This window comes from Desmospora profundinema, assembly GCF_031454155.1.
GTDB lineage: Bacteria > Bacillota > Bacilli > Thermoactinomycetales > DSM-45169 > Desmospora > Desmospora profundinema.
In genome coordinates, this window is sequence record NZ_JAVDQG010000004.1 from 282,490 (window position 1) to 303,380 (window position 20,891).

Genomic DNA, 20,891 nt, shown 5'->3' on the forward strand with positions numbered 1-20,891 from the left:
GATGGGGATGCTCGGATACAGTCTCAAAGTGATTGTTTTGTTTGTCATGGCCATCCTGGCGCTGCGGTTTATGGGAAAATCGACGCTGGCGCAAGTGACCCCCCATGACCTGATGGCGATTGTCATCATCGCAGCTCTCGCTACCAAACCGATTTTGGTGGATGATTTCTGGAAAGCGATGCTGGCCATTTTTTTGGTGGCCGGTATTCATGTTGTTTTCGCCAAGCTGACCCTGTATAAGTGGACCAATCGCTGGATTATTGGGGAGCCGTCGATCTTGGTCAAGAACGGACAAATCCTGAAACAGAACCTCCGCCGCTGTGAAATCTCGTTGTCTGAATTGCTGGCGGATATTCGTTCCAAGGGATTTCCGGACATTCGCGAAGTCCGATATGCCATCTTGGAGCCGACTGGAACGATCAGTGTGTTGCCGCAGGATGATCTCTATCCGGTTACCCCAAAAGATCTGAAGATGGATGTCCCTCACCGGGGGATGGCGATTTCCCTGGTGGTAGACGGCCAGATCCAGAAAAACAACCTCAACATGATCGGCAAGGATGTTCCCTGGTTGAAAAGGGAACTTCAGCGAAAAAAAATTGAGGATGTCCGCCAGGTGCTGTACGCTGCCACCTTGGAACATAAGCCGGATGTATTTGTTTACACGGCGGACTCCTCTCCAGATTAGAAGACTTCATCATAAATCCAACAGACCCTATCCATTTGTTAACAACCGCTGTCTACAATGCAATAGACAAGGGTACATAGGAGGGAAAGCGGTGAACAAATGGATTGGGACCATCGCGGTGGTGACGGCGATCAGTCTGACGCTGCCAGCCGTCCATCCGACAGCAGCCAAATCCCATCCCCGTGATCCAGCGACACAGGGGACGGAAGCATTGAAGCTGGACTTGCTGGCCCGTTATGACAGCGGTGCCGGAATGGATCGGGGCGGAGCGGAGATCGTGGCGATCGACTCCCGCCATCAGCGGGTTTACTCTGTCAACGGAGACGCCAAGGCGGTGGATGTGTTGGATTTGTCCGCATTATCCGGAGGGCAGACCCAGTGGAAAAAAAGCAAGCGGATCTCATTGGATTCTTTTGATCTGGGCGATTTTCAACCCGGTGACGTCACCAGTGTAACTGTCCATCCGGATGGAAAATGGGTGGCTGCCGCCGTGCCGGCAGATCCCCAAACCGATGACGGCATCGTGGTGATCCTGGATGCAGACGGCCATTATCTGAATCATGTCCAGGTGGGCGCCTTGCCCGACATGGTGACAGTCACTCCGGATGGAACACGGATCCTGTCTGCCAACGAAGGCGAGTCTAATGATGATTACACCATCGATCCGGAAGGGTCCGTCTCCATCATCGACGTTTCCAAAGGCGTCAACCAAGCGACGGTCACCACGGTAGGCTTCGGCGACCTGAAACCGTCACAGGTGGACAAGGATGTCCGGGTTTTCGGCAAGGGGGCTTCGTTTGCCCAAGACATGGAGCCGGAGTACATTCAAGTAACACCGGACGGAAACACTGCTTACGTGGCGTTACAGGAAAACAACGCCATTGCCAAGCTGAATCTGAAAGAAGAAAGATTTGAGCGGGTGTACGGACTGGGCGTACAGGACCACTCCGTCCAGGGGAATGAGCTGGACGCCTCCGACAGGGACGGGCGCATCCACATCCGCAACTGGCCGGTGTTGGGCCTGTACCAACCGGATGGCTTCGACTTGTTCCAGGCAAAAGGAAAAACCTACCTAATCACCGCCAATGAAGGGGACGCCCGGGGTTACAAGGGTTTCTCTGAAGAAGCCCGGGTGAAAGACCTGGTCCACCCGGACAAGGCGGGGGCGAAAATCCGCCTGAACGCCAAGCACTACGAGGGTTTCAACCAGCAGGAGCTGGACCGGATGATGGAAGAGGGGCTGCTCGAGGATGATCAGTTGGGACGACTCAGGGTCAGTGCCGTGGAGGGGAAAAAAGACGGCGTTTATGAAGCGCTCTACAGCTTTGGCTCCCGCTCCTTCTCCATCTGGGAAGTAAAAGGGGACAAGCTGAAACAGGTATACGACAGCGGCAGTGACTTTGAACGCATCATCGCCGACGTCCTTCCCGAACACTTTAACTCCAACCACCGTGAAACCTCATTTGACACCCGCAGCGACGACAAAGGACCGGAGCCGGAATCCGCCGTGGTCGGCCAAGTGGGAGACAGACTTTACGCTTTCATCGGACTGGAACGGGTGGGCGGGGTCATGGTCTACGATGTGACCCAACCCAACACCCCTCACTTTGTCACCTATTTCAACAGCCGTGACTTTTCCGTCCAGACTGGCGACGTTCAACCAGGGGATTCGGTCACGGAAGCGGGTGACCTCGGCCCCGAAGGGCTCGCCTTTCTCCCCGCCGACCAAAGTCCCACCGGCGATGCGATCCTCCTGGTAGCCAACGAAGTCTCCGGCACCGTCGCCGCCATTTCCATTAAAGAGAGAAAGTGAGCAGCCACAAGGCTGGCACAAAAGTGGAGAGAAACCGGGTAAAAAGAGAAGAACGGAGGATGGAGCACCGGCGGAAGGCGGTGTTTTTTGTGAGTGGTATCGTTGCAGGTACTAAAAAATGGATAACCACACCCGAAACGGACATCCTACCGGTGACAACATTACAGGGAGGATAAACCATGGGTGAACGAAACATCCTGGCGTATTTCAACACCGAAAACCGGGCCAAGGAAGCCGTCCGGCGGCTGAAGGAAGCGGGCTATGAAACGGTGGACCTGTCCCGCTTTTCCCTCGCCCCAGGCGAAGACCGCAGCGATCTGGACAATCCGATTGCCGAACCGTTTTCGTCTCTAGCTTCTGCTACCGGCACCTCCGTCACCAGCCGCGATGCCGGTATCCTGATGGGAGCTGACGACGCCTCCAGCGGCATGACCGACGGTATGCATGAAGTCGGAGCGGAAGACCTGTGCGTCACCGTGGTCACCACCGATGATCGATACGACAAGGCGGAAGCCATCTTGAAGGAACTGGGGGCCAATATTTGAAGCGTGTTTGAAGGATATAAAAGCCGGCGATCCAACCGATGTTGGAGGCCGGCTTTCTTAAGCCCATCCCAAAAAGGCGAGTAACACACCCAATCCGAGAAACAAAACCGTAAAGATGATGAACAAGATCACTGTTTCAAAAGCAAAATCAAACAGCTTATCGGCAGCGTCTTTTTTTTGACTACTGTGATCGTTCTTCATAAGGTCTCTCCCTTGATCGACTTATTTGATCAGTCTAGTGTTATGATAACCGATTCGTCTTCCTCACGGTATACATATCGTTCTATATAATTCCTGTTTTGTGTAAATAGGGGGATCTCATAGTCCGTAATCCAATCCGATTGTTCTGGCACGCGTTTTTGCCCATGACGAAGGCGGGTGTGACGGGGATTTGGCGAACACCGCAAGCTCCGCGTTTAAAATGGGTAGGAAAGTCATTCCAATTCACACCCTTCTCAGTGAACAGTTTTTCTTGCAGCTGATTGTTGGTCAAGCCCGAACATTCTTCATGGGTAAAATGGGCACGGGCCACCATCTGGATGCTGTTTTTTGTGACATCTGCTTGACGCCAATAAAAATAGTTGGTCACCTCTTCTTTCGGAAGGGCAAAGATTCGAGAATCAAACGTAGCCAACTTACCTGTAATCGGATACATCTGGTCATTAAAACGGGCGGTAGCCATACTGGCGGAGACACTGACCATCTTTTGGATGTTGTTATTAAACCAAGACTGCGTGGTAAGTTTTTCATAGTTGGTCAGCAATAGTGAGATCTCATCGCTTTGAACATAGGCCAATTTGCAGCCCATGATGTTTTCACACCGATCACGGGCAACGGCTGTCATGGCTCGATGTAATCGCTCATCAAAAGGACGCTCCATTCCTTCCGTGTATGTATGAAAAGCCCGGCCGTCCACCCTGATAATCACAGGCATACGCTTGGGAAGAAAATGGCGAAAAGTATGCTCGTATCCTTTCATGCGTGTCCCCAGTGAGTCCATCTATTTCTCCTCCTTGGTCCTTTTCTTATGGTTATCTTACAGGATATTTTCTATGGATCAGATCTTTTTAATAAGAAAGTTGTGATTCAATCGTTAAATATGGGAGAGGATCAAAGCACAGATGGAACGAATAAGTAGGGATCATCGTGCTTTAAGAAGGGGTCGATCCATGGCATACTATTTTGATTCGGATGCTTCCTTATTTCCCTTCGTTCTTTTTTCCGGAACACACCTGATCACCTTGCTGGTGCTGGGACTCATCACTTTCCTCTTTTTTCGCACCCTCCCTCGGATGAAAGGAACAAAGCTGGAATCGGTTATCCGATTTGGCCTCATCGGAATCATCCTTCTATCGGAAATCAGCTGGCATCTTTGGAATGTGCGGAACGGCCAATGGACCCTTCAATACAGCTTGCCCCTGCAATTATGCAGTATCACCTTGCTATTGTCGGCGGTGCTGCTCTTCACCCGAAGCATTCGTCTTTTTCCCTTCGTCTACTTTTGCGGATTGGCAGGGGCTCTCCAGGCTCTGCTGACACCAGTGCTGGAGTTCTCGTATCCGCATTTTCGATTTTTTCAATTCTTCATCGCCCATGGTGCCATCTTATGGGTGATTTTGTACATGATCCGTGTAGAAGGCTTCCGGGTCCAATTGCGCTCCATTTTTCCGGTTCTGTTGCAGTTAAATGGCCTCGCCTTGCTGGCAGGAGTGGTGAATGTCATGACGGGCGGTAACTACATGTTTATAAGCGGGAAGCCGGATTATCCGTCGTTGCTCGATTGGTTAGGCCCGTGGCCATGGTATTTGGTTTCGTTGCAAGTGGTGGCGGTGGGGATGTTTGTGTTGTTGTGGTTGCCTTTTGCTAGGAGAGGAGAGGGGGTTGATATTGGATGGGACCAAGGGGAATAAAGGATGTATTTGAGAAAAGGAATGATTGAAAACCATATGTGAATAAGGCAGGAAAAACGGACTGAAACCATAAGAATTTTTCGAATAACTAGTTAAACGCTTTTCGATATTATGTGATCATCTTCATTTCTATAAACATTCCGCTTCATCTAAGGACAATATTCGGTGCATAGAGCCGACAGCGAGAGGAGCGAAGACATCATTGGACCGAATTCAGGAATACTCGTGGACCCAAATGGCCGGAAACTGGGCAGAAAAACAGATGGACTTATCCTGCTTTAAACGAGGACAGACGGGCCTTCCCAAAGAGCACATTCGCCGCTTTTTTGAAGTGCCCGAGTTGACACAGGGGCAAGTCCATACCGTGACCATCCGATACGGGGGTCGAGAATATGATGCAAGGATTCGTATCATGGCGAATGGAGGCGCTCGTCTGGAATGGACAGGCGAGTTGCAGCGCGAGATTCGGGAGCGGTTTCCTGTTATTCATCGGGCGTTTGCAAGAGGGAATGATCCGGGAAACACTCCGGTCATGATATTTGAAAAGGTGAACCATCTTTACTTTGAGGTATCGTTTCGTAAGCCGTATCACTACGACTATGATAAATCTGAACTGCGTGACAACCTCCAAATTCGCGAAGAAGCTTACACCAAAGAAGGGAAAGTGATATACGTCCAGCATCGCCGTAGGGAGAGAAATTCAAGGATTATCAAACAAGCGATTGAGCGCGCCCAGGATCTTTACGGTACGTTGGCGTGTGAAATCTGCACCTTTGACTTTGCTAAAAGATATGGAAAAGAAGGCGAGGGGTATATCGAGGGCCATCATAAGCGTGCCTTAAAATCCTATGATGAAGAAGGGGAAGACACCCATGTGGATGATATCGCCCTGGTTTGTTCCAACTGCCACCGGATCATTCATCGGCGGATGCCGTGGAAGACGGTGGAGGAGATGAAGGCGATTGTAAACGGGTTATCGTCTTGACAGTGGACGGCATTATCTATATCCGAATGGAGGTTCTGAAGCCAGATTTAATAATGAGTAAGTTTATATTTACAATGAACCCTTAGAAAAGTGTGAAGACCGGCTTAAATGAAGATTGGTACGGATGATAGAAGTTTTCCTGCCGGAAGGGAAATGCATCCGTTTTGGTAGGGATGATTACGTAATGCTTTCTTTCTTGATAAAATAAGACTTACAGCCATTATTGGGGGATCATCTTTTTGTTCCCATGGAGATTTTGTTTCTCTCCTAACCTTAAAACAAATGTAAGGGGGGAGAAAGATTGGCCCGTCTGGAAGACCTTACACGCGGTGCGACGGTAAAAGGACTCACAGCCAACGGAACGGTACAAATTATTGACACGGAATGGTACGGTCACGATGTGGTAAACGTCATCTTTAAGACTTCTACCGGAAAAGTGGACGGCGAACTGCTTTATCGTTATCGAGAGCCGGATTTGGAAATTGTGAGCTCAGGTGGTCCCTGGAGCTTCACCGCCGACGGGGAATCTCTGCGTCTCGCTTCTGAAGCTCAACGAATTCGCCTGGCCCATCTTTTCGATCCCCACCTTGCTGTACATACCTCACTTATCGACCCTTTACCTCATCAGATCACAGCGGTATACGGGGAGATGCTGACCCGACAACCCCTACGATTTCTGTTGGCGGATGACCCCGGGGCTGGGAAAACGATCATGGCCGGGCTTTTGATCAAAGAGCTGATGATCCGGGGGGATCTAAACCATTGTTTGGTTGTTTGTCCTGGCAATTTGACCGATCAGTGGCAGGATGAACTGTACCGCCGGTTTCAGCTTCCTTTTGAAATTTTGACTAATGACCGGCTGGAGGCGGCTCGAACGGGAAATGCCTTTACCGAGATACCGCTGGTAATCGCCCGTCTCGATAAACTGAGCCGCAATCCGGACCTACTATCCAAGCTGGAGCAGACTGACTGGGATCTTATCATTTGCGACGAGGCCCACAAGATGTCAGCTTCCTTTTTCGGAGGGGAACGGAAGGAAACGAAACGATACAAGTTAGGCAAGCTCCTTTCTCGGATCACCCGTCATTTTCTACTGATGAGTGCCACCCCGCATAACGGGAAAGAGGAGGATTTCCAGCTCTTTTTGGCGTTGCTGGACGGTGATCGGTTTGAGGGGCGCTTTCGCGACGGGGTTCATGTGTCCGACGTTTCCGACCTAATGCGGCGTATGGTCAAGGAACAGCTGGTGAAGTTTGACGGCACCCCCCTGTTTCCGGAACGACGTGCCTATACCGTCTCTTATAAGCTTTCCGACGATGAGGCAGAGTTGTACCATGCGGTGACAGAGTATGTCCGGGAAGAGTTTAACCGGGCGGACGCACTGGAGAATGATGGCCGGAAAGGGACCGTCGGCTTCGCACTGACAATCTTGCAACGGCGGTTGGCGTCATCCCCGGAAGCGATCTATCAGTCTCTCCGCCGTCGGCGGGAACGTCTAGAAAAGCGACTCCGGGAGGAAGAAATCCTGAAGCGGGGTGGAGAGGTCCACTTCCGAAAGATATCGAGATTCACGGAAGAGGATTGGGATGATCTCGAAGACGCCCCCAGTTCGGAAGTGGAGAAGCTGGAAGAAGAAGTGGTGGATCAAGCGTCGGCGGCGCGTACGCTACAGGAGTTGAAGGCGGAGATCGTCATCCTGAAAGACCTGGAGCGCTTGGCGCAAAAAGTCCGGCATAGCGACACCGATATAAAGTGGCAAAAACTTTCCGGTCTGCTTCAGGATGACGCCCGCATGTTCGATGCAGCGGGTCACCGCCGTAAGTTGGTCATCTTTACCGAACACCGGGACACCCTTCGATACCTGGCCGCTAAAATTCGAACCCTCCTGGGACGCGAGGAAGCCGTGGTGACCATCCAAGGTGGGATGGGTCGGGAAGAACGTCGCAAAGCCCAGGAAGCTTTTACCCAGGATAAAAACGTTCAGATCATGATTGCCACAGATGCCGCCGGTGAAGGGATCAATTTGCAGCGGGCTCACTTGATGGTCAATTATGATCTCCCCTGGAATCCCAATCGGCTGGAGCAACGGTTCGGCCGTATTCATCGGATTGGCCAGACAGAAGTTTGTCATCTGTGGAACCTCCTTGCCGACGAGACCCGGGAAGGGGAGGTCTACCTCCGGCTCCTGCAGAAGCTGGAGGCCGAACGGGAGGCTTTGGGAGGGAGTGTCTTTGATGTCCTGGGCAAAGCCATCGACGGGGTGGAACTGAGGGAACTATTGATTGAAGCGATCCGTTACGGAGACAGTCAGGATGTGAAAGCTCGTCTTAAGCAGGTAGTGGAAGAAAGGCTGGACCACAACCGTATCCGGAAACTATTGGATGAAAAAGCCCTTACCCACAACACGATCAACCCCCTCCGGATTAAAGAGGAGATGGAGCGCGCAGAAGCACGACGCCTTCAGCCCCATTTTATTTCCGCTTTCTTCATCGAGGCATTTCAAAAATTGGGTGGCTTCATCCGTCTGCGGGAAGCGGGTCGGTATGAGATTACCCGGGTTCCTCCTTCCATCCGCAACCGAGATCGGCAGATTGGGGTCGGGGAAGCGGTGATGAAACGCTATGAACGGATCTGTTTCGATAAATCGCTGATCCATCTTCCGGGAAAACCCCCTGCTGCCTTTGTCTGTCCGGGCCATCCCCTGTTGGATGCTACCATCGATCTTATTATGGAGAAATACCGGGATACGTTGAAACAGGGAGCCATCCTGGTGAATGAGAACGATTCAGGGGATGAGGTTCGCGCTCTCTGTTATCTGGAACACTCCATCCGGGACGGCTGCACCGATCCGTCGGGAGAGCGGCGGGTGGTTTCCCGACGGATGCAGTACATTGAGATTGACGACCAGGGTCAGGCCCATCACGCTGGAGATGCTCCCTACCTGGATTACCGCCCTTTGAAGAAAGAGGAAAAGGAGCTCATCCTTCCCCTGCTGGAGGGGGATTGGTTGACACGGGATCTAGAGAAACAGGCGATCCGTCATGCCAGCGCTCATCTGGTCCCCTGTCATTTGCAAGATATCATGGGGCCGAAGGAAAAGTTGGTTCGTAAGATCCGACAGGCGGTCCGGGATCGGCTGTTGAAGGAGATTAACTATTGGGATCAACGGGCCGCCGATCTGAAAGCCCAGGAAGAGGCGGGCAAAATTAATGCCAAAATTAATTCTGCCAAAGCCCGTGAACGGGCGGATGAATTGCAGGCTCGCCTGCAAAAACGGATGAAAGAACTAGATCAAGAGATTCAGCTCTCCCCCTTGCCTCCCATCGTCGTCGGTGGAGCTCTCGTTATCCCCGGTGGCCTCATCCGTCAGCTGAAAGGAGAGCTACGGACTGAACCGGGACGTTTCGCCCGGGAGACGGAGCGGGTGGAGCAGATGGCGATGGAGACGGTGATGGAAGCAGAGCAGGCTCTCGGCTTTGTACCCCGGGATGTTAGCAAAGACAACTGTGGCTATGATATTGAATCGGTGGTGCCAGAGACGGGGCAGCTCCGGTTCATCGAAGTGAAAGGCCGGATTGAGGGCGCCGATACCGTCACCGTCACCAAGAATGAGATCATCAGAGGGCTGAACAAACCCGACGAGTTCATCCTGGCGCTGGTACAGGTTCCTTTGGAGGAATCATCTGAAACGGACCCATTGAAGGTGCGGGAGCGAGGCATTCCCTACGGATACGACGCTAAGATCTGCAATGCTCGCTATGTCCGTCGGCCCTTCCAACAACCCCCTGACTTTGCTGCCACTAGTGTGAACTATAATTGGAAGAAACTTTGGGAACAAGGAGTCGAACCGGATGCAACAGCAGAAGAAAAAACTAATCGAAGTGGCATTGCCGCTGGAAGCGATCAATAAAGAGTTGGCCCGGGAGAAATCGATCCGCCACGGCCACCCCTCCACCCTGCACCTGTGGTGGGCCCGCCGTCCTCTGGCTGCCTGCCGGGCGGTCCTTTTCGCCCAGCTGGTGGATGATCCCTCCAGCCATCCCGACCGCTTCCCCAAGGAAGAGGATCAGGACCGAGAGCGGCTGCGCCTTTTCAACATAATTGAAAAACTGGTGAAATGGGAAAACATTAACGATGAGGAAGTCCTGGAAGAAGCACGGGAAGAAATCCGTAAAAGCACTGGCGGTAATCCACCGCCAGTGCTGGATCCTTTCGCCGGTGGCGGCTCCATCCCCCTGGAAGCTCAGCGGTTGGGATTAGAGGCCCATGCCAGCGACCTGAACCCGGTGGCGGTGCTGATTAACAAGGCGTTGATCGAGATTCCGCCCAAATTTGCTGGACAACTTCCCGTTCATCCCGGTCAAGAGACGGAGCGCGATCTGAGTGAATGGAAAGGAGCCTGGGGCCTCGCAGAAGGTGTTCGCTATTACGGAAAATGGATGCGGGACGAGGCGGAGAAACGAATCGGCCACCTCTACCCCAAAGTGAAACTGCCGGAGGAGCAGGGTGGCGGGGAAGCCACAGTGATCGCCTGGCTTTGGGCCCGTACCGTCGCCAGCCCCAACCCGGCCTGCAAGGGAGCTCATGTTCCTCTGGTCCGCTCTTTTTGGCTGTCGAAGAAGAAGGGGAAGGAAGCCTGGGTGGAACCATTGGTGGATCGGGAGAGGAATACCTACCGGTTTGAAGTACGGATGGGGAAAGGGAACCCCCGGGACGGGACCGTCAACCGGCGGGGTGGAACCTGCTTGCTCTCGGGGGTACCCATGCCTTTTAATTATATTCGTACCGAAGGGAAGGCTGGACGAATGAAGTTCCGGCTGATGGCGATTGTGGCTGAAGGATCGAACGGAAGGGTGTATCTCCCACCGACAGAGGAGCATGAGGAGATCGCAAGAAGAGCGATTCCGGATTGGAAGCCAGAAGCTGACTTGCCGGTTAATCCCCGTGATTTTAAAACTCCTAATTACGGGATGAATACGTTTGCGGATCTGTTTACCCCCCGCCAGCTGGTCGCCTTGAATACCTTCAGCGATTTGGTGGGGGAGGCCCGGGAGCAGGTGCGGCGGGACGCCACCGCCTTCGGCCTATCTGATGACGGCGTTTCCTTGAAGGACGGCGGTACCGGGGCGGCGGCTTATGCCGATGCGGTGGCTACGTATTTGGCATTTGCCGTGGATCGGGTTGCGGATAGAGGTTCAACAATTTGTAGCTGGGATACAGGATATGTTAAGGTTCGAAATACTTTTGGACGTCAAGCCATTCCCATGACATGGGATTTTGCGGAATCGAATCCCATGAGCAATTCTACCGGGAATTTTAATGGCGCGGTCCATTGGATTGTTGAAGTTGTTAGAGAGACTCCCTGTTGTACAAGAGGATCTGTAAAACAGGCCGATTCGACTGCCCCGATCAGAAGGATTGATCAACCAATCATCTCCACTGATCCACCCTATTATGACAATATCGGTTATGCGGACTTATCTGATTTCTTCTATGTGTGGCTCCGCCGCTCGTTGCAAGGGATTTACCCTGATTTGTTCAGTACGATGTTGGTTCCTAAATCGGAGGAACTGGTGGCCACGCCCTACCGTTTTGACGGAGACAAAAAGAAAGCGCAGTCCTTCTTTGAAAATGGGTTGCGTCAAGCCTTCACTAGGATGCGGGAGACGGCCCATCCCGAATTCCCCTTGACTGTCTATTACGCCTTTAAACAGGCGGAAGCGGCGGCCGCATCGGGCAAGGAAGGGGAGCAAGCGGTTGCTTCCACAGGGTGGGAGACGATGCTGGAAGGTTTGATCCGATCAGGTTTCTCCATCACCGGAACGTGGCCGATGCGGACAGAATTAGGTAACCGGATGGTTGCGAGCGGTACCAACGCTCTCGCCTCCTCCATCGTCCTCGTCTGCCGTCCCCGTCCGGAGGACACCCGTCCCATCACACGGCGGGATTTCCTACGGGCCTTAAAGCGGGAGTTGCCCGATGCTCTGCGGGATTTGCAACAAGGGAACATCGCCCCCGTGGATATGGCCCAGGCGGCGATCGGCCCCGGAATGGCCGTCTTCTCCCGCTACGGCAAGGTGATTGAGTCCGACGGAACCGCGATGCGTGTGCGGACGGCGCTGGCTCTTATCAATCAGACCCTTGACGAGTTTCTCGCTGAGCAGGAGGGGGAGTTTGACTCTGACACCCGCTGGGCTCTCTCCTGGTTTGAGCAGCACGGGATGGAGAGAGGACCTTACGGGGAGGCGGAGACCCTGTCCACGGCTCGGAACACTTCTGTGGAGGGTCTGGTGGAAGCCGGTATCCTGGAAGCAAAGAGCGGCAAAGTACGCCTGTTGAAACGGGAAGAGCTCCTGGAAGACTGGAATCCGAATGAGGATGATCGGGTGACGGTGTGGGAGGCGGTTCAGTATCTGATCCGAGCCTTAGAGACGGACGGGGAGACAGGTGCGGCCACTCTTTTTCGTCAGCTGGGGGAAACCGGAGAAGCCGCCCGGGATTTAGCTTATCGCCTCTACACCCTCTGCGAGCGAAAAGGTTGGGCACAGGAAGCCCTTGCATACAACGGGCTGGTTACTTCCTGGCCCCATATCACCGACCTTGCCACTCGGGAAGAAATAGCTCCCCCGGGACAGGACAGTCTTAACTTTAACTCGTAAGAACGGTTGGATAGATCAACAGAAATGGGGTGTCTAAATGGCCGTAAGCAATTCAGAACGGATCGGAAAAGGCTTGGAACTGCTGAAACAGGGCCTGGCCCCCTTTATCGAACGGGAGATGAATGGCCGTTACGGACCCGCCTGGAAAGAGAAGACGGAGGAAATTCTGCGCCAGGCCATGAGCTGGCAGGGAAAGGACGGGGCCGAAGTGTTGATGGATGTGCAGGCGATGTTCGTCCTGATCGGCAACTTATGGCACGATGTCTTCGGGAAGCCCCTGGGCCGATCAGAACGCACACTTGTTTTTGAGTTGCGGGATGTGCGGAACAACTGGGCCCACCAGCAATCCTTCTCCACCGATGATGCTTACCGGGCCCTGGACAGTATGGAACGGTTATTGACCGCCATTTCGGCGAAGGAAGCCAGGGAAGTCGGCGAGATGAAACAGGAGCTTCTCCGAAACAGCTTTGCCGAAAAAGCTCGGTGGGAAAAACGGAAAGCCTCTTCCACCCCGATTCAAGGACAACCCTCTACCGGTCTTAAGCCCTGGCGAGAGATTGTCACCCCCCACCCGGATGTCTCCTCGGGGAGATATCAGCAGGCGGAGTTTGCCGCTGATCTGGCACAGGTGCACCGGGGAGAAGGTGCACCGGAATATAGTGATCCAAAGGAATTTTTCCGTCGGACCTTTCTTACGGAGGGACTTAGTAACCTGTTGAAGGATGCCCTGCTTCGAACCGCCGGAAAGGGTGGTGCACCGGCAGTGGAACTGCAGACCAACTTCGGTGGTGGGAAAACCCACTCCATGTTGGCACTGTATCATCTCTTTGGAAAGACTCCGCCTCAAGAGCTGGCTGGTGTGGAAGAGTTAATGCAGGAAACCGGCGTGGATTGGGCCCGGGCTTACCGGGCGGTACTGGTCGGAACGGCTCTGTCTCCGGGTCAGACCGATAAAAAAGAAGACGGTACTGTGGTCCATACCCTGTGGGGAGAGATGGCCTGGCAACTGGGAGGGGTCGAAGGATATGCTATGGTGGCGGAATCTGACCAAAAAGGAATCAGTCCGGGTTCGGATGTCCTACAGGTGCTTTTCACTCAGTATTCCCCCAGCCTGATCTTGATCGATGAATGGGTCCGCTATGTAGGACAGACCTATGAGAAAAGGGATCTACCCGCCGGTTCCTTCGATGCAAACATCACTTTTGCCCAGGCCTTGACGGAAGCGGCAAAACGTTCCCCTGGTGCACTAGTGGTGGCTAGTATTCCCTCATCGGATATCGAGATGGGCGGGGAAGGGGGGCGGGAAGCACTCGCTCGGTTGAAAAACACCTTCTCTCGCCTCCAGTCCGCCTGGAGTCCAGCTAGTACGGAAGAGGGCTTTGAGATTGTACGGCGTCGGTTGTTTGAACCGATCTCCGAACAACATAGATTTGCAGCCCGAGACGCAGTGATCAATGGATATGCCCAGCTGTACCGGGAGCAGACCCAGGAGTTTCCATCGGAATGTAAAGAAGGAGATTACCGCCGACGGATGGAGGCGGCCTACCCCATTCATCCGGAGCTTTTTGACCGCCTGTATGGTTCCTGGTCCAGTCTGGACAAGTTTCAGCGGACCCGGGGAGTTCTGCGGTTGATGGCCGCGGTTATCCATACCCTCTGGGAGCGGAACGACAGCAGTCTTCTGATCATGCCCGGGATGATCCCGGTAGACGAGCCCTCCGTTCAGTCTGAACTGACCAAATATCTGGATGACCCCTGGAGACCGGTGATCGAACGGGATGTGGACGGTGTCGGTTCTCTGCCACTCTCCCTAGAGCGAGGGAACCCCAATCTCGCTCGTTACTCTGCTGCCCGTCGCGTGGCTCGTACCATCTATATGGGGTCAGCCCCCCATGAACGGGCCAACAACCGGGGGATTGAGGAGAAGACTATCAAATTGGGGTGTGTCCAGCCAGGAGAAAGCGCAGCCACATTCGGAGATGCGCTCCGCCGTCTGACCGATCAGGCGACTCATCTGTATGTGGACGGAAAGCGCTACTGGTATTCCACTCAGCCTAGTGTAACTCGATTGGGTCAGGACCGGGCCGAGCAACAGGATGAGGAGACCGTCAAGGAGGAATTACTCCGACGGCTTCGCTCCCAGCAGCGGGACCGGGGAGAGTTTACTGCTGTCCATATCGCACCGGAATCGGGTGCCGACATTCCTGATGAGACCACGGCCCGTTTGGTAATCCTGGGACCGAATTATCCCCATTCGGCAAGGAATGAAGAAAGTCCGGCGAGGATCGAGGCGAACAACATTCTTAACCAGAGAGGCAGCGGTCCGCGCCTCTATCGGAACATGCTGATGTTCCTCGCCCCGGATCGCACCCGATTGGAGGAACTAAACCAATCCATCCGCCAATACTTGGCCTGGGAGTCCATCATGGATGAGGAAGTAGAACTCAACCTAGATGCTTTTCAGCGGAAACAAGCGGATACTAAGCGAAAACAAGCGAATGATGCGGTTCAAACCCGCTTACAGGAGACGTATATCTGGCTGCTAAATCCGACCCAGGATGACCAGGGGCCGGTGGAGTGGGAAGAAAGCCGCCTGAAAGGATCGGAGACGCTGGCAAAGCGGGCCAGCAAGAAACTTCTTGAGGAAGAGGGTCTTATCACCCAATTTGCCGCATTCCGCTTGCGAATGGCATTAAATAAATACTACTTTCTGGATAGCAACCATGTGGGGTTAAAGAGACTGTGGGAAGACTTCGCTTCCTACCTTTACCTCCCCCGTCTTAGGGACCGACAGGTATTGATCGAAGCGGTGGAAGATGGTATCCGTCAGATCAGCATCGAGGATACATTTGCTTATGCGGAAGGTTGGGACGAAAAACGAGGGCGTTATCTTAACCTGCAAACCGTAAACACCGAACCCCGTGTAATGATGAACGGAGACTCCGTGATCGTAGCACCCGAAGCTGCATTGAAGCAGGAGAAGGAAGACGAGGAAAAGCGGCGGATAGTTACGGTCCGTGGAGAAAACGGTAATCAAAGAGAAAATGGGGGAGGAGAAATCGATGGAAGCGCCGCCAGGGGAAATGGATCCCCGGTTACTCCCAGGGAAACCGGCAATGATGATATAACCGGAAAACCTTCACCTGATCTCCTGCCGCAGCCTGAGAAAAAACTGCGTCGTTTCTTCGGAACTGTCCAACTGGATCCGGTCCGTTTTATAAGCAACGCCAATGACATCGCGAACGAAATCATTCAGCACCTGCAGAAACTAGATGGAGCCGAGGTGGAGATTCGCGTTGATATTGAAGCATATCTTCCCGACGGTGCTAAAGAAGATGTGGTTCGGACAGTCACGGAGAACAGTCGGACGTTAAAGTTTAAGAGCTTTGGATTTGAAGAGGAATAAGGAATATTGAACCTTGCACTCCCTGGCATTGTCCTGAAATTATACTGGATTGAAGAAGATCGAAGTAGAGCAGATGTTTCATGAATACTCGCTCCTTTGTGTAATAGGTTTGGTTGTCTATTCAAATCTGTTTCACAAAGGAGCTTTTTTCTTGCTTTATAATAGTAAATAAGCACCATAGTGGAAACTCCAGTGACATTTTATCACAATGATCTGTGTGGAAGCGCACATTTTACCTTTTTTCGGGTAATCAGCCAAAGACCCGGATATGTATATGACTTATTAAGAAAAAGTCATTAAATACTCAAAGGAACATTTAAAAATTCGTTTTGCGCAAGTATACTGGAGTATATAAAGGAGTTTTGAAATAGTATAGTATTCATGATTGAATTGAAATTCTTTTGCTAGGGTCCGGTCGGAATTGGTTTTAGACATTGCCCAAATAGGAGGAGAGAGAATGGAAGCGTTAGAATCGAAAACTTCATCGTGGACGACGAAAGTTCTTCGTTATTGGCGTACGTGCTTAATTGATGGTGCTCGGTTAGGGGGAGAAACGGTACATCCGCTTCCAGTATCAAATAAGGAACTACAAATGGGACAGATCGATCCCGAAAATGTAAAACAAGTTTTTGAAAAGATAAACGAAAAGGATAAAGAGAAACGGAAGAGAAAATCGAGGAAACCGGATACCAACCATGAGGATGAAACCCCTCAGGAAGTACAGTTATTTTTATCTCCGATAAGAGTGATCGTTCAGTCGGTTGAGGGAGTGAAACGGACCGGAAAGCGAGAGGAGAACAACTTAATCTGGATTCCTGTATCGATGGATCGAGAGGGTCGGCTCTCCATGATTGAAAAGTCTCCCCCTTTTATCCCGAGGGAGCTGTTAACACCCGCACTGGATGATCGCGCTACGATTGGATCCATAGAAGCGGTGGACCAGTTTCTCAATCAACATCGATTACCGACTCCTGATCAGGGTTGGGAGTCCTATTGGCGTTATTGTTCGGATTTCTTTCGTATGGTTACGGGGCAGGAGTGGGATCAGTTCCAGATGGAAGGGTATGAGTCGTTGCCTAATGGTTATTTACTATTAGAAACGGATTTTAGTAGAGCGGTCTTTCATCTGTTGGGAATTTATGATCACCTATTGGATCAACAACACTACTCTCCCCTGCTTCACCGATATACGCAAAAGGATAAAAGGGAAAAAAGACCCCTTTTATCCCCATTAGAAGAGAGGGAGGAAGCGAAAAAACATGTGGGACAGATGGGAGGGCTTTTTCCACTATCCCCTTCACAACGAGAGACGCTTCACCATTATCTGTCGTTGGATCAGGGTGAGATCCTGGCTGTCAATGGACCGCCGGGAACGGGGAAAACGACGCTTTTACATAGTGTGGTTGCCAACCGTTGGGTGAAGGCAGCTTTCCATCAACAGGAGCCCCCAGTCATCTTTGCAGTCTCTGCCAACAACCAAGCGGTTACAAACATCATCGACAGTTTTGGCAAGATAGACGATCCAAATCCAACATCCCCTCTTTCGGGACGATGGCTTCCCTGTTTATCCAGTTACGGTACTTACTGTGCTTCTGCCTCCAAAAAAGAAGAAGCTCAAAATTATCATTATCTGTTCGGTGATTGGACCGGTACGATTTTGGCTTGGGAGCAAGATGATGATTATCTTCGAGAAGCGGAGGCCTATTTTCTTGAGTGTTGTCGTAAGTACGCTTCCCGTTCCATATCCGACCTTACCGATGCCGTTTCGTACTTGCATCAAGAAATTTGCCGGACGGTATCAGAGATGGAGGAAGCGCATTCCCGCTTTCATAAGTGGAGTGTAGTAAAGGAAGAAGTAACCCAACATTTCGATTCCATCGATTCATTGAAAAAGGAACGCCTTCATCTTGAAGAGAAAGTACGTCTTGCCGAAGAGCAAGTGAACCAGGCCCGTAAGCAGCGAGATGCTTGGCTAGAGCATGTGGACCGGGAGCCGTGGTGGATGTCTCTCTTCTCTTTTTTCCCACCGGTTCGGGAACGAATTCGAGTGCGAAATCTACGCTTTCTCGAAGAGGAGAGTTCGGTATTAGGCATAGATGCTGGTCATACAGAAGAGGTGACTTCCCATTATCAATCACGATGGAAAGAGACAAAACAACAAGCGGAAAGCCTTCGACAGCGCCTTCAATCACTGTCACGCCTTGAAAGGGATTGGATAAAAAAAGAGAAGGATTGGAAAGCGTGGCTTGCTGATAAAGGGACTACGCCGGATAATTGGACGGGATGGTTAGATCAGAATCTGAGGTTTCGGGCATTTCAGTTGGCTACACACTATTGGGAAGCAAAGTGGTTATTAGAAGTGACGGAGAGAAAAAAGAAAGGTGTTCCGGTTGGATCGGAGGAATGCTGTTCAGCGGAGTCCCTTCGTCAACTATGGCGTAGATTGGCCAAACTAACCCCTTGTTTTGTTTCCACTTTTTATATGATTCCCCGCTTTTTCAGAACATGGGATGAGAGTAAGCGATATGTTTCAGAGGGAATCGACTTATTGTTAGTCGATGAAGCAGGTCAAGCCGTTCCGGAGATATCGGGTGGAGCCTTTGCATTGGCAAAGCAAGCCCTTGTCGTAGGGGATCGATTGCAGATTGAGCCCATCTCCAATATTCCTCATACACTGGATGCGGTTAATTTGTTAAAGCATCGGTTGATCCAAAACGTAGATGATTATGAGTCATTGACTCTGACCGATTTATGTTCTCCAACCGGTTCGGTCATGGGGATCGCTCAACGGTTAAGTATCTATCAAAAGTTTGAAGAGATGCCCGGTATGTACTTGTCTGAGCATCGACGCTGTGTTCCGGAGATCATCGCTTATTGTAATGAATTGGCTTATAAAGAGAGGCTGGAACCTTTACGAGAAAATGATTTAGAAGACTTCTGGCTTCCTCATATCGGTTATCGAGTGGTAAGCGGAGATGAAAGTGTACGATACGGTAGTCGAGGAAACGAAGTGGAAGCCAAAGAAGTGGCGCAGTGGATTTTTCATGAAAGAAAACGACTGGAAGCATACTATAAGGACTCCATCGAACAAATTGTAGGAGTCGTGACCCCATTTCGATGGCAGAAGCATCTCATTATGCGCCACCTTCGACAGATGGGCATATCGAAGCTGACAGTGGGTACGGTCCATGCACTTCAAGGAGCAGAGAGGCGAGTCATTTTATTTTCTCCTGTCTATACGAGCAATAAGCAAGGATTTTTCTTTGATCGGAACAAAAATATGTTAAATGTAGCGGTTTCTCGAGCGAAGGATAGCTTTTTGGTATTCGGCTCGGTGGATAAATGGAACCCGAAGGATACAAGTAAACCTTCGGGATTGCTGGTTCGCTATCTGTTTGCAGATGAGAAAAACCGCCTTGATTGGCTTATGGTATAGAATAAGACTTGAAGAGAGCTGCCTTGGAAAAAGCCGTGTAATGGGGGATTTCACTTCCGTTACACGGCTTAGTGCTAACGGTGAGATCAATGATGCCTGTGTGTCATTGTTATTTACCTGATTTGGTTCGTTGAGAGACGACTAATCTGTTTAAAAGCCACTAACGATTAACCTCCTCGTAGTGGCTATGGCTTATAGTGCATCGATCAAGCTCTCGCTTTACCTCAGTTATATAAAGTAGTGTACTTACTTAACTTAGATAAAATAGGACTAATTATTTCTCCCTTTATTATTAGTTCTTAAATTATGTCAAGTACTTCTAAAGGAGGTAATAACTATAGGGGAGAATATAACCCATCAGACTTGGACTGATAATTATGAATATTAAACCAATAAAGGTTGCATATTACTTATAATCCAATTGGGAAATAGGTGCTTTTAAAAGTTAGGCTTTAAATAAGATGAAAATGGCCATTTTTCGTGTCTAATTATGTCGAATTTAGTCGAAGTTTTAAAATAGACAAATTTGCATTTATATAGTATTATCATTCACTGAGATGAGTTACATTTCCTGTAACTACTTAAAACTTGCCCATCTAAATAAGGAGCGTGGTATTTCATAAGGAAAATTAGATGTAATTATTTTGAACAATGTTTTATCTATCACCTAACTCCAGGGAGGAAGACAAGTTGAAAAAGGTCAAAATTGCTGGTCCCTTATTTGTAGCTACCGCTGTTCTATTTACAGGAGCATTTGGACTTCATACAGCTTCAGCAAATGTTCCTGATGAAGAGGAGATCATTACTCCTGAGGAAATGAAGATTATTGAAGAGGAAATCGAAAGGAAAACCAAAGAGACAGAGGAGTTTAATAAAAACTATGTTGATGAGGTGGACGAAGACGAGATCGATTGGTCTTTGTTCGTAGAGGAAGAGTGTGATGATCAAGACGAAGAGTGTGATGAGGAAGACGAGACAGGTTCTATGGGGATGATGGCAAAAAAGAAGAAAAAGAAAAAGGATATTCCTGGAGCAGTGTTGGCTACCACGGATACGCAAGCTTCCAAAATTGGAGGATTGGTAGGGCATGCAGGAATTATTCACCCTGACACGGTTAAATCAACAGTGGAAAGCTATCCAGATAAAGGGGTTCATAAACGCAAGAATAATTGGACAAAACGGGGGTACTCAAATGTAAGGAAAATGTATGTGAAAAAGGAAAACAAAGATACACACAAAAAAGCAGCCAAGTTTGCTAAAAAACAAATCGGAAAACCTTATAATAAAACCTTTAACAAAAAGAATCGAACCGATAAGTACTATTGTTCGCAACTGGTTTGGAAGGCTTGGAAGAAGCAAGGGAAAGATCTGGACAATGACGGTGGACCCACCGTTTGGCCGGTAGATTTAGTCAAAAGCGAGTACACTAAAAACTATTATAAGAAGGGTTGA

Annotated in this window: 12 protein-coding genes; 10 read left to right on the forward strand and 2 right to left on the reverse strand. The window is 50.7% G+C overall.

Annotated features, from left to right (window positions below; all coding sequences use genetic code 11):
* The first annotated feature begins 1 nt into the window (after window position 1).
* The 3 genes from JOE21_RS10415 (at window position 2) to JOE21_RS10425 (ending at window position 3,043) form a co-directional block, all read left to right on the forward strand.
* Window positions 2–685, forward strand: coding sequence for a DUF421 domain-containing protein (locus tag JOE21_RS10415; protein ID WP_309865681.1), 684 nt, complete (start codon window positions 2–4; stop codon window positions 683–685).
* Window positions 686–776: 91 nt separating this feature from the next.
* Complete coding sequence (locus JOE21_RS10420; RefSeq protein WP_309865684.1) at window positions 777–2,498, forward strand: choice-of-anchor I family protein; 1,722 nt, start codon at window positions 777–779, stop codon at window positions 2,496–2,498.
* 179 nt (window positions 2,499–2,677) lie between these two features.
* Complete coding sequence (locus JOE21_RS10425; protein ID WP_309865687.1) at window positions 2,678–3,043, forward strand: ACT domain-containing protein; 366 nt, start codon at window positions 2,678–2,680, stop codon at window positions 3,041–3,043.
* Between the two features lie 57 nt (window positions 3,044–3,100).
* On the opposite strand, the gene JOE21_RS10430 is transcribed toward JOE21_RS10425, so the two are convergent.
* The gene (locus tag JOE21_RS10430; RefSeq protein WP_309865690.1) at window positions 3,101–3,244 is read right to left on the reverse strand and encodes a hypothetical protein; all 144 of its coding nucleotides are present in this window, start codon (window positions 3,242–3,244) and stop codon (window positions 3,101–3,103) included.
* Between the two features lie 82 nt (window positions 3,245–3,326).
* A complete protein-coding gene (locus JOE21_RS10435) occupies window positions 3,327–4,043 on the reverse strand; it encodes a tRNA(His) guanylyltransferase Thg1 family protein (protein ID WP_309865691.1) in 717 nt (238 codons plus the stop codon).
* Window positions 4,044–4,212: 169 nt separating this feature from the next.
* On the opposite strand from JOE21_RS10435, the gene JOE21_RS10440 reads away from it, so the two are divergent.
* The 7 genes from JOE21_RS10440 to JOE21_RS10470 all read left to right on the forward strand — a co-directional run bounded on the left by JOE21_RS10440 (window position 4,213) and on the right by JOE21_RS10470 (window position 20,891).
* Window positions 4,213–4,953: a YwaF family protein gene (locus tag JOE21_RS10440; protein WP_309865694.1), complete on the forward strand. Its 741-nt coding sequence runs from the start codon at window positions 4,213–4,215 to the stop codon at window positions 4,951–4,953.
* Window positions 4,954–5,155: 202 nt separating this feature from the next.
* A complete protein-coding gene (locus JOE21_RS10445) occupies window positions 5,156–5,938 on the forward strand; it encodes an HNH endonuclease (protein WP_309865696.1) in 783 nt (260 codons plus the stop codon).
* A 301-nt stretch (window positions 5,939–6,239) separates the two neighbouring features.
* Window positions 6,240–9,848 (forward strand): helicase-related protein, encoded by a 3,609-nt coding sequence (locus tag JOE21_RS10450; RefSeq protein WP_309865699.1) that lies wholly within the window; start codon window positions 6,240–6,242, stop codon window positions 9,846–9,848.
* On the forward strand, window positions 9,790–12,597 hold the full coding sequence (locus JOE21_RS10455) for a DUF1156 domain-containing protein (RefSeq protein WP_309865702.1): 2,808 nt from the start codon (window positions 9,790–9,792) through the stop codon (window positions 12,595–12,597). Before JOE21_RS10450 ends, JOE21_RS10455 begins: the two co-directional genes overlap by 59 nt.
* Window positions 12,598–12,634: 37 nt before the next feature.
* Complete coding sequence (locus JOE21_RS10460) at window positions 12,635–16,003, forward strand: Swt1 family HEPN domain-containing protein (protein WP_309865706.1); 3,369 nt, start codon at window positions 12,635–12,637, stop codon at window positions 16,001–16,003.
* Window positions 16,004–16,460: 457 nt separating this feature from the next.
* Window positions 16,461–19,439 carry a DEAD/DEAH box helicase gene (locus tag JOE21_RS10465; protein WP_309865709.1) on the forward strand — a complete coding sequence of 993 codons (2,979 nt, stop codon included), beginning with the start codon at window positions 16,461–16,463 and terminating at the stop codon, window positions 19,437–19,439.
* A 690-nt stretch (window positions 19,440–20,129) separates the two neighbouring features.
* Entirely contained in the window at window positions 20,130–20,891 is a 762-nt protein-coding gene (locus tag JOE21_RS10470; RefSeq protein ID WP_309865712.1) for a YiiX/YebB-like N1pC/P60 family cysteine hydrolase, read from the forward strand.